The following is a 13,387-nucleotide window of genomic DNA, read 5'->3' as shown; positions in this document are numbered from 1 at the left end:
GTCGCCAATGTATGGGCGCCCATACACTCAGCGCAAGCGGCTCGTCCGAGGAAGGGACGGAATGGCCGAGGAACCGATCGAAGAGGAGGCGCAGCGCGTGTTCGATGCCCTCGACGCAGCTGAGGCGATGGCAGATCCCTTGGCGCGGGCGCGCGTTATCGGGCGCCTACTCAAGGACCAGGCCGAGCGGAACAAGCGGTTCACGGAGTACCGGCGTCAGGTCGTGATGGAGCTCCGGGCGCAGGTGCCGCCCGTCCCCTACCGGAAGATCGCGTCCGAGCTGGGCGTGTCCCTCGGCACCGTGCAAGACATCGAGCGTGGCGCGGCCAAGTGGTCGTCCCGGCCGAAGCCGGCCGCCGAGTAGCCGTACGCGCGAGGCCCCCGCCGGATCCGGACGGGGGCCTTCGTGCTGCCCGGGGTCAGGCCGCCACGATGCCGGCCTCAGACCAGATCGCCCCGCAGCTGCGACAGTTCGCGGACGGATCGGCTCCGTTGCCACCTCGGACGACGATCCGGCCGCCGCACTGGCACGTGTGTTCGCTACTCAGCTCGCGCTGTCCGTCCGCCAGGTCGAGCGCGCTCTCGATCCGGGCGACCGCGCCAACGGCCACGTTGTGGATGTGGCGGCGCTGCGTCTCCGTGAGGGGCCGGAACGGGCCGGGACGGTGCTCGATACGGGCGAGGAGCCACAGGGCCGTGTAGCGGGCGCCTGGCGTGTTGCCGCGGAACCGCCAGCGCTTCGGGTCTGCGAGGTCCGCGACCGCAGCGGCGTGGCGGCGGTCCCGGTCGTGGGCGGGCCAGTCATTCCCAGGGAAGCTGATGGGCTCGATCTGTGCCTCGGCGGCGATTGCGTCGGCGCATTCGGCGAGGGCTGCCTCGACGGCGCGCATGGTGCCGAAGATCGGGATGCTGATGGGGACGGGCCGGGCGCCGATCTGGTCCGGGGAGCGCTCCAGGGCGCGGAGGGCGGCAGCTTCGGTAGCGTCGTGCTGCTGCAGGGCTTGGAGGTAGCCGCGGAGCCCGAGGCCGAAGGCTCCGATGGTGGTCCGGCCGCCGAGTGCGTCGTGGAGGTCGGGCCAGAGGTTGATGAGCCGGCGGAGGTGGCTGCTGGTGGTGGCGGTCATGGTGCGCTCCGTGGTGTGCGTCAGAGGTACGGTGATCGCACCGTGTGGGGCGTGCCCGCAGGTGTCTTGGCGGACTGGGCGCGCCCCTTCGCGCTGTTCAGCGGCGGTGGTTGATGCTGCGGTAGATGGCGGCGGCCTTGCGGTAGTCGCGAGTCGCGCGGCAGGCGTAGTGGATCGATCCGGCGCTCAGGATGAGGGCGATGCCGGACAGGATGAGTGCGGTCATGTCTGCTGCTCCTGGTGCTCGTCGAGGGCGGCGAGGGCGTAGCCGAGTTCCTGCCGGGTCCCGCCGCGTGCCTCGTCGGTGATGGCCTGCACGCGGTCACGGAAGGCGGCGAGCTTGGCCTCGGCCTGCTCGGCGCGCCGCTGCTGCTCGTTCCGCTCCCTCTGGAACTGATCGCGTTCGGCGGTGCGCCGGTCCTCGTAGTCGCGTGCGGCGAGGAACGCCTGGTGCCACCACTCACGTTCGGCGTACAGGGCGTCGAGGGCGTCGCTGGTGATCGAGTCGACTGTGTGCCGCTCGGCGGGCTCGGGCTTCGGGGAGTTGGGGCCGCGTCCGTCGGCGCAAGGCCAGCAAAACGGCTGCTCGCGGTAGTTGTGGTAGCGGACGTCCGAGCTGCCGCACTCGCAGCACTGCTCGGCGGGCGTGGGCTGGGTCATCGGGCGCCTGCCTTCCGCGTCCGGCCGCTGTACCAGGGCAGCGCCAGGCCGTCATTCTCGGCCCGGGGTACAAGGTGCAGGTGGAGGTGGAACACGGACTGTGTGGCGTGTACACCTCGGCTGGTGATGAGGTTGGCATGCATCAAGTCCAGGTCACGGCAGAGCTGCGCCGCCCGCCGCGCGGTCGCCCCGGATACGTCGGGGTTGTCCGCAAAGTCGGTGACGTGGGTCTTGGGGATTACGAGGGTGTGCCCATCGACCACGGGGTTCAGCGGGGTGATCGCGATGGCGTCGGACCACTCGTGCACGAACGTGGCGGGCGCGCGCCCGGCGTTGATCTCGCAGAACGGGCAGGGGGCGGGGTGGGTCATCTCGGGCTCCGGTGGATGTGTCGGGCGAGGAGGAGGGCGAGCGCGAGTGCGGTGGGTGGCCAGAGGGCGAGCCAGGCCCAGCCGCTCACCGCGGGCCCTCGGCGTTGAGTGCGCGGCGTGCCTCGTCCACGGCGGTGGCCGCGTCGGGCCAGCAGAAGAGCCGGTCCACGCTGAGGGCGCTGATGGATTCCTGCCAGCCCTCTGTGGTCCAGGCGCGGCCGCCGCCGTATGCGGGGACGCTGACGGCCCAGCCCGTGCCGTGGACGAGGGCCTGACGGCGGACGAGGAGGGTGGTGCCGCCGCCTTCGGGTACGGGGACGTGGTACTCGGTGGCGCAGTCGGCGAGGAGGTCGGCGGGCTTGTCCCCGACCCCGTCGGCGATGCGGCGGAGGCGGGCCATGGCGGCGTCGTCCGCGTCGTCGAACTCGTCGCCGCGGGAGTACATCTGGTCGGCGGCGAGCTCCAGGGCGAAGGTGAGGAACTGGCGCTCGGCGTCGGTCAGCGGCGGGTGGGCTTCGGCCGGCTGCTCGACGGCGGGCTGCTCGTCCGGCCCGGCGAGGTCATCGCGCAGTACGGCGGCCCGCTCGGGGTCCAGCTCCAGCCAGTACGGCTCGCGGTCGGGGGCGGGCCCGGACATGCAGACGGTGATCGTGTCGTCGTCGCCGTAGAGGATGTCGTTGAGGCCCCAGCGGAGCGGGGTGGGGTCGTCGGCGATGGTGGGGTCGGCGGACGGCTGTCGAAGAATGTCGGCGATCTCGTCGTTGCTGAAGCCGTCTCGTCGGAGGCTGGCAGCCATCTCGTCCTCGGCGGCGGCCGGTTGTCCGGCGGCTTGGCGGGCGGCGTCCCGAACCCCGGCGACCAGCTCCTCGACGCGGTCCAGGGGGACGCGGACGGGGATGCTGACGCCGTACTCGCCGTGGGTCCAGAGCTCGACGACTGGGTTGTTGTCGAGGTCGGCGCCGGGGCCGAGGTTGAGGCGGCGGCCGTAGTAGTCGCGGTACTCGAAGGTCACGGTCTTCTCCTGGCTGGGTAGGGTCTGGGTTGGCGCCCGCCCCTGATAGCGACAGGGGCGGGCGTGTGGCGTCATACGGACTGCTGGTGGGGGTTGTGGTCGGGGCAGTAGTCCCGGGCCTCGGCGTCGGTCCACCCGTCCTCGACGAGGACCTTGAGGTGCGAGGGGTGGCGCTGGCCGGCGGGCGTGGGCTGGTGGGGGTGTCCGGTGATCGTGTAGGCGTCGCAGTCGTCGGCGTCGCAGGTGGTCTGGCTGGTCTGTCCGGTGTTGCTACGCATCGGGACTCCTCGGGGTCGGATCGGGGGTGGGGCGGCCTTCGTGCATCACGAGGCGGTCAGGCGGTCGTGCAGGTGCAGTTGGGCCCCATCCCGGCGGCGTAGGCGCATGGGTTGTTGTGGCCGCCGCGCGGGGGCCACGGGGCGGCCTCGGTGTCGGGCTGGCAGGGGACGAGGTTGGAGTGGGCGTCCTTGCCGCAGCCGCAGCGGTAGCCGGACGGGCCGTATGCGATCGGGTCGGGCGCCTGCTGGTTGAGCCGCTCCAGCTCGGCAGCGATGGCGGTACGGGTCCGCTCGTCGTCGTGCATGGGCTCGTTCCAGACGCAGGTGACGCACCAGAACGCGGCGGGCTCGGGCTTGGCCTGGAAGTCGCGGCAGAGCGGGCGGGGGTTGTTCGGGACGTTCCGGAAGGCACTGGCCTCGGGGCTGAAGTCGGCGGGTCCGTAGACGGTCATGTCGGGTCTCCTGTGTGCGTGGGCGGGTGGAACCGGGGCGACGGTCAGGCGGTGTTGGCGCGGTCGTGGAGCAGTCGGATGGCTGCCTCGGCTTGCTGGGGCACGACGCCGTTGCCGAGGGCTTTGAGTTGCTGGGTGCGGGTCAGGCCGGGGACGTCGGTGACGTGGCCGGCGGGGAGGCCCATGAGCCATTCGACGAAGGCGGGGTTCAGGCGATTGCGAGCGTCAGTTGCCCAGGGGGCGGGTCGGCCGGTGATGGCTTCCCAGCGGGCGATGGCGGGGGCGTAGGCGCCCCAATCCGGTGTGCTGCTGAGGGCAACGTCAGGTCGCCCTTCGAGCCGCGCTGGTTCGGGCCGCCCTTCTCCCCGTCCGATGCTCTGGGGGTCGGCAGGAGCATCGGGGCGAGCAAGTTCAGCGACGGCCGTACTGCGGCGCCTGGGCTGGGTGACTGGTTGTTCCCGTAGGGCGTTGCGGTGGGTGTCGGCAGGAGCGTCGCTCGGAGCGACTTCCCGCCCTGCTTGTTCGGTGCGTGCTGCCCGCCGGTCGCTTCCGACGCGGTCGGTGTCGGCAGGAGCTGCACCACGTTCGGCAGTGCGTCCTCGAATCCCTTGCCCCGAGAGTCGCGGGCCCTGGGTGTCGGCAGGCCAGGCGTAGAGGAAGAGTCGGCTGCGCTGGTGGGGAGCGCCGACCTCCGACGCGCGCACAAGGCACCACTCCGCATCGAACCCGATTGCGGCAAGGTCCCGCAGGACTTGGTCAAATCCAAGCCGAAGGTGGTTCGCGACGTTCTCAAAAATCGCGAGTTGGGGTCGTAGAACGCGAAGGGCACGGGCGATGTCGGGCCAGATGTGCCGCTCATCCGAGGTTCCTTTCCGTTTGCCGGCGGTGGAGAAGGGCTGGCAGGGGTAGCCGCCGCAGACGATGTCGACGGGTTCGGCCTGGTCCCAGTTGGTGGTGGTGAGGTCGCCGAGGTTCGGGGTGTTGGGCAGGTGGTGGGCGAGGATCTTGCTGGCGCCGGGGTCGATGTTGGAGACCCAGGCGGTGGTGCCGCCGAAGACGGCTTGTACGGCTGTGTCGAGTCCGCCGTAGCCGGTGCACAGGGAGCCGATCCGGAGGTCGGGCATGTGGGTCTCCTGGGTCAGGCGGCGGGGGTGCCGGTGGTGGGGTCGCAGCCGAGGTGGGTGGTGTATCCGCGGGCGGCCCAGTCGGCGTTGAGGGTGGTGTTGCAGATGTCGCAGAGGGGCTTTGTGGGGGGCGTTCCCTCCCCGTCCCCCCTCCTAGAGGGGGGTGACGGGGGAACGGTGGGTGTTCCTGGCGTTCCCTCGGTGTTACCGGGGAACGTTTGACCTGCATCTTTACCGTCCCTTGACCCGTTCCGGGGAACGTTCCCGGGGAACGTCTCCTGGAGGGGGCCGGGGGAACGTCCCGGGGGAACGTCTGCGGCGCGCGCCTGACGGGCCTTCACGATGCGCGAGACCTTGTCCGACCCGGCCGGGATTTGGAGTTCGGCGAGCTTGGCCTTGACGACGCGGTTGCCCGCTTCGAGGGGCACGCCGTGCTGGGTTAGGACGGCCATGATGTGCTCGTCCGTGCCCGGGGCCTGGGCGGCTTCCGGGGACTCCCACTCCATGACGACATGGCGGGTGCCGCCGTGGGCCCAGTTGTCGCCGTCGCGGCGGGACTGGCGGACGAGGGAGAACTGATCGGGCCCGATGCCGGTACGGGTGTGGGTGCGCTTGAGGGTGAGGGCGCCGCCGCCGAGGGCGGACAGCTCCCACACGTGGTCGACGTCCTGCGTCTTCGCCGACGAGCCGCGGGCGCCGCGCTCGGAGTCTTTACCGCGGTGGTCGAGACGGACGGACCCGATGCGGTCGCGCTTGAGGGGGAGAAGGGTGTGGCGGTAGAGGGACAGCCACGTGTCGGCGTCGTTCTCGGGTCCGGAGATGAACCGGGAGACGGTGTCGATGACGACGAGCTCGGCGCCGGTGGCCTTGACGAGGGAGAGGAGGTCGGCGCCGCCGCCGGGGGTGTCGAGGGGGCGTACGGGCGGGAAGCTGGCGTAGGCGAGCTGGCCCATGTTCCGGGGGCCGGCGCCGAAGGACAGGAACCGTTCCTGGACCTGCTCTTGGCCGTTCTCCGCGTCCAAGTAGAGGATCCGGACGGGGTCCTGAGGCTTGTCGCCGAGGAACGGCTGTCCAGTGGCCATCCGCCACATCCACTCCTGCGCGAACAGGGACTTTCCTGCCTTGCCGTCGCCGACGACTGTGATCTGCTGGCCGGGGGCCATGAGCTTGCCGGGGAGGAGCTGGATGGAGCCGAAGTCGGTGGCGAAGAAGACGCCCCAGTCGAGGAGGGCGGCGGTGAGGTGGGAGGGGCCGCGTCCGGTGGATTCGCGGAGCTGTTCGCCCTGGTGGAAGTCGTTGAGGAGCGCGTCGAGTTCGTCGCCGGTGGCGCCGCGGCCGATGGCAGCCTTGAGGGCGTTGGCGTGGACGTCGTACCGGCGTTCGCGGGCCTTGTCGTAGACCTGCTGGGCGAAGTGCGGGGCCATGGTGCCGGGGAGGTAGTCGGCGCCGAGGCGGTAGATGGTCTGGCCGCCTTCAACCTCATGGAGGCGGCCGGCGCGCTCGATCTCGGCGCGGACGAGCGCGGGGTGGGGCGTGGTGCCGGCGGCGACGAGTCCAGCGACGGTGTCCCAGATGAGGCGGAGGGACGGCCGGTAGAAGTCGTCGCGGTCGATGATTGCGGAGCACGCGGTGTAGGCGTCGGCGTCGTGCATGACGGCGCTGATGACCAGGGCCTCGGCCTCGGCGTCGTGGGGAGCGCGCAGGTTGAGGCCGTCAGGGTCCGCCTGGTGCGGGAAGGGGCGGACGTTCTCCACGGGCTCTCCTAGAACAGGGTGGTCGGCTCGGTGATGCAGCGGTGTTCGGTGACGTGCGGGTGGCCGCAGTCGGGCGGGTGCGGCGGGGTTGCCCAGCGGAGCCGGGGCGGTGTGTGGGGTCCGCCCTGGTAGAGGCACCACACGAGCCGGTTGGGCTCCCGCACGGTGGCCTGCTGCTCGGGGGTGAGCGGCGTCAGGTCGACCGTGGCGCGGAGGGCCGCGACCTGGCCGACCCACTGGGTGATGACGGGGGCCGCGCACGCTGGGCATCGGGAGTCGACGGCGCCCGTCGTGCGCGGCCGGCTCATCAGGCCGCGTCGATCTCGTCGAGGGTTCCGGAGTCGGTGCGGCGCTGGTACATGTCCCGTTGGAGGCTGCGGAGCCGGTCGGCCGTGAAGGCGTCGGCGGCGACCTCCACGGACGTGATGCGGACCTTCACGGACGGGTTCTTGTCCTCCTCCGGGCCGGGCTCGGTGCGCTCGGTGTGGGCGAGTTCGACGACGGCCATCCAGCGGCCGGCGCGCTGCTTGAACATGGCCTCGGCGAAGGGTTCGAGGGCTTCGGCGACGTCGGTGAGTACCTTGCTGTCGATCTTGACGTCGGCGTCGATGTGGATCGGGTGGCTCATGCGGCTTGTGCTCCTTGCTGGTGGTGGGTCTGGTGGTGGGTGGCGCGGATGGTGGGGACGAAGGCCTTGACGGCGTGCTCGCCGACGACGGGGCCTTCGGTGGTGTGGCAGAGCAGGCACTCGTACTTCGCGCGCGGGTGGCGGGCCCAGGTGAGGTTCTGCAACTGCTGGCCGCAGTCGATGTAGAGGGCGCCGGTGATGCGCTGGGGCCCGGTCATGCGGCAGGTGCCATGTGGTCGCGCTGCCAGCGCATCCGGCCGTCGGACAGGTGCTCCGCCGCCATGCAGTACCGCTGACCGCACGACGTGCGGACCGGCCCTTCCGGGCGTCGGCCGTAGCCGACCTCGAACGCGATCTTCCCGGGGGTGAGGACGCGGCCAGCGACGGTGTACGACGACTTCTTCCCGCGCCACCAGACGTGGCCGTCGTCGCCGGGCTCGGTGCGGGCGAGGTAGGCGTCGACGATCGGGTCACGGGCGTCCTTGGCCCACACCGCGCGGATCTCCTTGGCGAGTTCCGCGTCGGTGTACTGGTCCCGTGCGGCGCGCCGGTTGAGGCTGCGGCGCTGGTCGGTGTCGAGGCCGCCGAAGATGCCGTCGTCGAGGCGCAGTTCGAGGGCCATGCGGGCGCACTGCATGGCGACGGGGCACTCGCGGCAGACGGCCTTGGCATCGGCGGCCTGCTCGCGATCCGAGTCGGTGGTGACGCCCTTGGGGAACCACCAGTTGAGGCCACGGCCAGACCGGCGGCAGTCGGCCTCGTCACGCCAGTCGGCGGTGCGGGGAAGGTCCAGGCCGTAGGCGCTGCTCATTGGGCCACCGCCGGAACCTGCTCGGGCCACTGCACTTTGGCCAGGGCGGCTGCGGCGCGCGCGGGGACGTCGGCCAGGCGGTAGCCGAGCCAGTCCATGCCGGCGGCCATCGCGACGTAGGCGTCGGCCTCGTCGTACCGTGCGGCACCCTCCGTGTGGAGGCCGTACCGGTCGGCGACCGCCGAGCGGATCTCGCCCTTCGTGGCGCGGCCGTTGCCGGTGCCGTACAGCTTCAGCGACGACGGGGAGATGACGCCGTACGGGATGCGGTGGCGGTAGCAGAACTGGCGGACCATGCATCGGAGTCCGGCCATGTCCTCGTGTCCGGCGAGCGCCGCGTGCCCGTAGCTCGGGCCTTCCATGACGACGAGGTCGGCGGCGCGGATGAACGTGGCGACCTGGCCGAGCAGGTAGTGGAGTCGGTGGTCGCCGCGGGTCTTGGTGCGGATGTGGTCGGTCCAGCCGTGTCCGGCGATGCCGGTGGAGGTGAGGGAGAGGTCGAGGCCGATGACGAGGGGCTTGGTGCCCGCGCCCGGGAGGATGGTCGGCATCCCGGGCGCGGGGGTCTGGGTGAGCGTCACTGGGAAGCTCCGTTCTGCTGGTGCGGGACGAATGGCCAGTCGGTGCGGACCCCGTCGGCCTGGTGCTCCTTGCCTGGTGTCCGGCGGAAGTAGGCGGCCAGGCTTCGGCCCTGGGCTGCCGCCCACTCGACTTGCTGCTTGTGCAGCTGCGGCAGCGGCGTCTCCCGGATCCGCGCCGTGGTGTTGGCGATGCGCCAAGCCACGCGGCAGGCTGCGATCGCGTCGGCGTCGGAGGAATGGGCGCCGTCGAGCTTCACCGCGTAGTGCTTGCACAGGTCGGTGAGTGTGCGGGGGCCCTTGCGCCGGCTGATCTGCTTGTCGATGACGCGCGGGTCGACGACGAGGAACTCGGTGCCGACGATGTCCGTCAGCGGCTGTACGCCGTGCCGGCGGGCCTCGCGGTCGAGGAGCGTCAGGTCGTACGAGGCGTTCATGATGACCAGCGGTGTCCCGGCGAGGATGACCTGTGCAAGCGCGGCGGTGATTTCCTCGACCGCTTCGGCTGCGGGCTGGCCTTCTGTGCGGGCCTGCTCGGTGGTGATCCCGTGCACCTTGGCCGCAGCGTCGGGAATGTCGATGCCCGGGTTGGCGAGCCAGTTGGCGGTGACGGGCGGGAGGCTGCCGCCCACCTCCACGACGCAGGCGGTGACGACGCGGTCGTTCTCGGCGTCGACGCCGGTGGTCTCCAAGTCGAAGCCGCACATGCGGCCCAGGTGCCAGCTCATGCGCGCACCCCCTTGAGGGCGGCGAGGAACTCGCGGAGCCGGGCGGCCGACGCGGTCGACGGGTGCAGTCCGCTGTTCTGCTCGGCGAACTGCGCCTCGACCTGCGCGGTGGTCAAGCCGAGCGGTCCGGCGGCGGCGATGATCTGGAACCAGATGCCCTCGATGTCGTCGTCGTCGACGATCTCCGCCTCAACCGCGCCGTCCTCGTCCGGCATCGCGTCCGGGTAGGGGTCGGAGGTATCCGCGTCGGGGGCGGGTGCGGGTTTCTTCAACTCGGCGGCGCGAGCGGTGAGCGTCGCCTTCAGCGCGTCGTCCATGTGTCCAGCACGGACCGCTCGGGTCCACAGCTTGCCGACCTCGTCAGCCGTCTTCGCATCGGCGGCGAGCGCCGCATAGTCAGGCCGCCCACCCGTGATGGCCACCCGCTCCGGGCCCGATGCGACCGCCGGGGCGCCGGTGACCTTGCCCTCCATGAGCGCGGCCGGGGTGATCTCCACGTCCAGCGTCGGAACCATGAACCGGGCCGGTCCCTCCGCCCGCTGGACGAGTTTCTCCTCCATGCCCAGCCACCCGGCGACGTAGCCGCCAGCCTGCGCCAGGAGCTCGGCCGCAGGCGGCAGCTCGACGGCCGCGTAGTAGCCCTTGGAGACGAGGAGCCACTGGCCGAGCGCGGGGACGTCGCGGAGCATGACGTTGACACGGGTGGTGATGGAGCAGTCCCGCTTCTCCGGGTTGCACATGCACGGCCGGTCCTGCTTGTGCTCGGTGACGCCGTCGCAACGGCGCTGGCACTTCGAGCCGGCGTACAGCTCGTACCACTGCGACACGGCGTTCTGCGGCGGGATGAGGACCGGGAGCCGATTGGTGGTGGAGTACACCTCGAACTCGGACGGTCCGCCGTTGGCCGGGGTCCAGGGCTTGACTTCGCCGCCGTACAGGTCGGCGACCGAGGCGAGGATCTCCCGGGACGGGCTGGTGAAGCGGAAGTGGTTCAGCTTGGCGGGGCGGGTGCCGGGCTTGCCGTCTCGGCGGACCTTTCCGGTTGGCACGACGTGGCCGATACGGATCTCGCCGAGCTGCCGCATGCGGCGCTGGAGGTCGATGATGGGCATCAGGCAGCCCTCTTCTCAGTGTTGGCGGGCGGCACGAGGGCCTCGCCGACGACGGACTTGGACAGGACCCGCTTGAACTCGGCGACCTGCTGAACGTGGAGGAACGCCTCGTACACGTCGTCGCCGCACAGCAGCGGGTGGGGCCGGTATCCCTCGGGCCGCAGGTGCAGCACGATTCCGGTGGAGTGCACTGCGGGCATTGGGACCTTCGTGCCGTCGCGGAGCCAGGCGACTTCGGCACGGCGGTATGCGGACATCTGGAGCCCGGCCTCGGGGTAGACACCCTTCTCGTCGAGCTCGCCACCGGTCTTGGTGTCGCCGATGAACAGGGTGTCGGCGGGCACCCGCAGCGCGGCGGCGATCCGAGCGGAACGGAACAGGTAGTCGAGCTTCCCGGCCCATCCGTCGGTGAAGTTCCCGACCGTCATCTCCGAGGCCTCGAAGACGACCTGCCAGTCGGCGACGAACTGAAGGAAGTTCTCCAGGTACGGCGCCATCTCCGAGTCGTTCAGCAGAGCCTCGGGCAGCGGCTCGCCGAGGACGTGGGCCTCAACGAGGTCGTGGGCGGCGCTGCCGATGTCGCCGCGCTCGTCCTTCTTGCGGATGTGGCCCTTGCGCAGCCAGTCGTACGCGGCTTCCCGCTCGGCCGGGCGCAGCGAGGCGGCGACGAGTGTGGGCAGCGTGGCGAAGGCGTCGGCTGCGGTGAGGTTCGCCGCCCAGAACACCAGCTCGGGCTTGGGGAAGCCCTGGCCGAGGATCGTGGTGACGCGGCGGAGCTTGGTTCCGGTCTCCGGGTCGCGATACCAGCCCTGCGAGGGCTGGGGGATGCGGCCGGGGCCGGCGGCCGGGGCCGAAGCCCCGGCCAGCGCGGTGTTCGTCACGCGGTACCTCCGCAGACGTTGCAGGTGAATCCGGCAGGCGGCGCGCCGTTGCACGTGGGGCACTTGGCGACGCCACAGCGGACGAGGAGTGTGGCCGGGCTGAGCTCCAGCGAGCGGGCCGCGAACACCATGTGGTCCACCGAGATCTCCGCCCGGCGGCCGGTCTCGCAGTTGGCGATCACGGAGCGCTTGATCGGGTAGCCCAAGCCCGTCATTCGGTTGGCCATCTCCAGCGCGGAGACCTTCTGCGCGCGGCGGGCGGTGGCCAGTTCGTCGATGACGCGGCGGGTAATCGGCAGGGCGGTCACGCGGCAGCACCGGCCTGGCGCGGTCCGGGGACCGCCTTCGGCGTGCCGATCGCGGTCAGCCGCTCGGCGAGGCGGAGCACCTGCCCGCCGTACACCGGGACCTTGCCGTCGTTCGCGACCTCGGCGAGGAGGTCGGCGACCCGCTCGTCCCGTTCGTGCGCGGCGTGGGAGTCCGATCCCTGGTGTGCGGCCTGGCGGGCGCACTCGGCGATGTGGACCAGCTCCGCGAGGAGCCCTTCGCCGTCCTCCTCGGCCGCCGCCGCGAGGTTCAGCAGCACGCTGGTGAGGTAGTGCGACATGTCGAGCGTGGCCCCGGCGGGGATGGCCTCGACGTGGACGCGGAACGGCCCGTCGACGGGCGTACGGTCGTCGCTCACAGGGCGCTCCCGGAGATTTCGATCGTGGTGGTGGTACGCGGGGCGAGTGCTTCGAGGGCGTGGTCGAGCGGGTCGACGAGGTGCCGCTGCTCGGCCAACTCGCCCTCGTGGTAGCGAGCCGCCTGCGCGGCAGCCATGAGGCCGTGGAACTTGCATGTGCTGCACGGCTGGCCGTAGTCGTAGCCCGCGCCGCAGGTCCGGCACGTCTGGATCGGCGCGGGCTTCAGCGTCTCCAGTTCGGCGATTCGGTCGCGGCGCGCACGCAGCTCCTCGGCCGCGTCGGACAGCGCCTCGTTCGTCGCGTGCCGCTCCGCCTCCAGCTCGGCCACCCGGGCCCGCAGCGCAACCAACTCGGCCGACGGAGAGTCCGCACGCATCGACTCCCACAGGCCCAGCACCGCACCCATGCCGATGTCGAACGCGGCCGTGTCCCACGTGCCCATGAAGTAGTTGCCGCTACTTGCGCAACTGGCCGGCCAGTCCCGGCAGGCGCACAGGTCCTGGTGGTAGTGGTCGTTCAACGCCCGGTTGCCCGCGTCGGACAGCGCATCGCGCTGCTCCTCGGTCAGTTCGACCGGCTGCGCGTTGAGCAGCAGCCGAAGCCGCTCCAGCTCCGCGGCGCCGCCCTCCGGGACGAGCATCCCGAGCCCGTCGAGGCTCGCGACGGCCTGCGAGGCCAGCTCCTCCGAACTGCCCTGCCACGCGGCCCAGATCAGCGACCGGGCATGGGCCATGAGCTTCTCGTGCGTCATGCCGCCACCGCCTCAACGCGCACCAGCGCCCAGGCGCGGACCGACACGCCGTCGACCATGACGTCGGCCGACGAGTACGACGACCCGTCGTTGCCGTAGTCGGGGTCCGTGCTCACCGGCACGCGGTACTGCCCCGCGAATGCCGCAACGCGGTCCGGGGCGCGGTGGAAGTACAACTCCACCCGGTACCCACCGCGGTAGTCGTCGTTGAGTGAGGCGGTCGTCGGCCGGTCAGCCAGCTGCGCAACGACCGTCTCGGCCACCGCGAACGCGTGCATCATCGCGTCACGCGGGTCGGCCGGCGCGGGGACCGGTACGACCTCGATGGCCGGTACCGGGCGGGTAAGGTTGATGGTCACGGTGTCCTCATTTCTCTGTGGGTGAGGTCTTGCCGAGGGGCTTCCTGGACCAGGCCCGGTCCGGGCGGCCCCGCTTTG

The 13,387-nt window shown here is 71.1% G+C and carries 22 protein-coding genes; 1 reads left to right on the top strand and 21 read right to left on the bottom strand.

Features of this window, described 5'->3' with window-relative positions; all coding sequences use genetic code 11:
- Positions 1-61: 61 nt before the first annotated feature.
- Positions 62-364: a hypothetical protein gene (locus tag Q5762_RS07370; protein ID WP_315891177.1), complete on the top strand. Its 303-nt coding sequence runs from the start codon at positions 62-64 to the stop codon at positions 362-364.
- 55 nt (positions 365-419) lie between these two features.
- Here Q5762_RS07370 and Q5762_RS07365 read toward each other — a convergent pair whose 3' ends face one another.
- The 21 genes from Q5762_RS07365 to Q5762_RS07265 form a co-directional block, all read right to left on the bottom strand.
- Positions 420-1,124, bottom strand: coding sequence for a hypothetical protein (locus Q5762_RS07365; RefSeq protein ID WP_315891176.1), 705 nt, complete (start codon positions 1,122-1,124; stop codon positions 420-422).
- Between the two features lie 97 nt (positions 1,125-1,221).
- Entirely contained in the window at positions 1,222-1,350 is a 129-nt protein-coding gene (locus tag Q5762_RS07360) for a hypothetical protein (protein ID WP_315891175.1), read from the bottom strand.
- A complete protein-coding gene (locus Q5762_RS07355; protein WP_315891174.1) occupies positions 1,347-1,784 on the bottom strand; it encodes a hypothetical protein in 438 nt (145 codons plus the stop codon). The genes Q5762_RS07360 and Q5762_RS07355 overlap by 4 nt, the downstream gene beginning before the upstream one ends.
- Complete coding sequence (locus Q5762_RS07350; protein ID WP_315891173.1) at positions 1,781-2,155, bottom strand: HIT domain-containing protein; 375 nt, start codon at positions 2,153-2,155, stop codon at positions 1,781-1,783. The genes Q5762_RS07355 and Q5762_RS07350 overlap by 4 nt, the downstream gene beginning before the upstream one ends.
- 85 nt (positions 2,156-2,240) lie before the next feature.
- Positions 2,241-3,167, bottom strand: a complete 927-nt coding sequence (locus tag Q5762_RS07345) for a hypothetical protein (protein ID WP_315891172.1) — start codon at positions 3,165-3,167, stop codon at positions 2,241-2,243.
- Positions 3,168-3,238: 71 nt separating this feature from the next.
- On the bottom strand, positions 3,239-3,445 hold the full coding sequence (locus Q5762_RS07340; RefSeq protein ID WP_315891171.1) for a hypothetical protein: 207 nt from the start codon (positions 3,443-3,445) through the stop codon (positions 3,239-3,241).
- A 56-nt stretch (positions 3,446-3,501) separates the two neighbouring features.
- A complete protein-coding gene (locus Q5762_RS07335; protein WP_315891170.1) occupies positions 3,502-3,897 on the bottom strand; it encodes a hypothetical protein in 396 nt (131 codons plus the stop codon).
- 44 nt (positions 3,898-3,941) lie between these two features.
- On the bottom strand, positions 3,942-5,021 hold the full coding sequence (locus Q5762_RS07330) for a DNA cytosine methyltransferase (protein WP_315891169.1): 1,080 nt from the start codon (positions 5,019-5,021) through the stop codon (positions 3,942-3,944).
- 14 nt (positions 5,022-5,035) lie between these two features.
- Positions 5,036-6,775: an AAA family ATPase gene (locus Q5762_RS07325; protein ID WP_315891168.1), complete on the bottom strand. Its 1,740-nt coding sequence runs from the start codon at positions 6,773-6,775 to the stop codon at positions 5,036-5,038.
- Between the two features lie 8 nt (positions 6,776-6,783).
- Positions 6,784-7,083, bottom strand: coding sequence for a hypothetical protein (locus tag Q5762_RS07320; RefSeq protein ID WP_315891167.1), 300 nt, complete (start codon positions 7,081-7,083; stop codon positions 6,784-6,786).
- On the bottom strand, positions 7,083-7,403 hold the full coding sequence (locus Q5762_RS07315) for a hypothetical protein (protein WP_315891166.1): 321 nt from the start codon (positions 7,401-7,403) through the stop codon (positions 7,083-7,085). Before Q5762_RS07315 ends, Q5762_RS07320 begins: the two co-directional genes overlap by 1 nt.
- Positions 7,400-7,621 (bottom strand): hypothetical protein, encoded by a 222-nt coding sequence (locus Q5762_RS07310; protein ID WP_315891165.1) that lies wholly within the window; start codon positions 7,619-7,621, stop codon positions 7,400-7,402. The genes Q5762_RS07315 and Q5762_RS07310 overlap by 4 nt, the downstream gene beginning before the upstream one ends.
- Positions 7,618-8,214 carry a WhiB family transcriptional regulator gene (locus tag Q5762_RS07305; RefSeq protein ID WP_315891164.1) on the bottom strand — a complete coding sequence of 199 codons (597 nt, stop codon included), beginning with the start codon at positions 8,212-8,214 and terminating at the stop codon, positions 7,618-7,620. The genes Q5762_RS07310 and Q5762_RS07305 overlap by 4 nt, the downstream gene beginning before the upstream one ends.
- Positions 8,211-8,795, bottom strand: coding sequence for a hypothetical protein (locus Q5762_RS07300; RefSeq protein WP_315891163.1), 585 nt, complete (start codon positions 8,793-8,795; stop codon positions 8,211-8,213). The genes Q5762_RS07305 and Q5762_RS07300 overlap by 4 nt, the downstream gene beginning before the upstream one ends.
- Positions 8,792-9,520, bottom strand: coding sequence for an exonuclease domain-containing protein (locus tag Q5762_RS07295; RefSeq protein ID WP_315891162.1), 729 nt, complete (start codon positions 9,518-9,520; stop codon positions 8,792-8,794). Before Q5762_RS07295 ends, Q5762_RS07300 begins: the two co-directional genes overlap by 4 nt.
- Complete coding sequence (locus tag Q5762_RS07290; RefSeq protein WP_315891161.1) at positions 9,517-10,632, bottom strand: hypothetical protein; 1,116 nt, start codon at positions 10,630-10,632, stop codon at positions 9,517-9,519. The genes Q5762_RS07295 and Q5762_RS07290 overlap by 4 nt, the downstream gene beginning before the upstream one ends.
- Positions 10,632-11,513 (bottom strand): hypothetical protein, encoded by an 882-nt coding sequence (locus tag Q5762_RS07285; RefSeq protein ID WP_315891160.1) that lies wholly within the window; start codon positions 11,511-11,513, stop codon positions 10,632-10,634. The genes Q5762_RS07290 and Q5762_RS07285 overlap by 1 nt, the downstream gene beginning before the upstream one ends.
- Positions 11,510-11,821, bottom strand: a complete 312-nt coding sequence (locus Q5762_RS07280) for a hypothetical protein (protein ID WP_315891159.1) — start codon at positions 11,819-11,821, stop codon at positions 11,510-11,512. Before Q5762_RS07280 ends, Q5762_RS07285 begins: the two co-directional genes overlap by 4 nt.
- Positions 11,818-12,198 (bottom strand): hypothetical protein, encoded by a 381-nt coding sequence (locus Q5762_RS07275; RefSeq protein ID WP_315891158.1) that lies wholly within the window; start codon positions 12,196-12,198, stop codon positions 11,818-11,820. The genes Q5762_RS07280 and Q5762_RS07275 overlap by 4 nt, the downstream gene beginning before the upstream one ends.
- Positions 12,195-12,950 (bottom strand): hypothetical protein, encoded by a 756-nt coding sequence (locus Q5762_RS07270; RefSeq protein ID WP_315891157.1) that lies wholly within the window; start codon positions 12,948-12,950, stop codon positions 12,195-12,197. The genes Q5762_RS07275 and Q5762_RS07270 overlap by 4 nt, the downstream gene beginning before the upstream one ends.
- A complete protein-coding gene (locus tag Q5762_RS07265; protein WP_315891156.1) occupies positions 12,947-13,309 on the bottom strand; it encodes a hypothetical protein in 363 nt (120 codons plus the stop codon). Before Q5762_RS07265 ends, Q5762_RS07270 begins: the two co-directional genes overlap by 4 nt.
- Positions 13,310-13,387 lie beyond the last annotated feature (78 nt).

It is taken from the genome of Streptomyces sp. P9(2023), assembly GCF_032436795.1.
Classification (GTDB): domain Bacteria; phylum Actinomycetota; class Actinomycetes; order Streptomycetales; family Streptomycetaceae; genus Streptomyces.
This window is presented reverse-complemented; position numbering and strand designations above follow the sequence as displayed.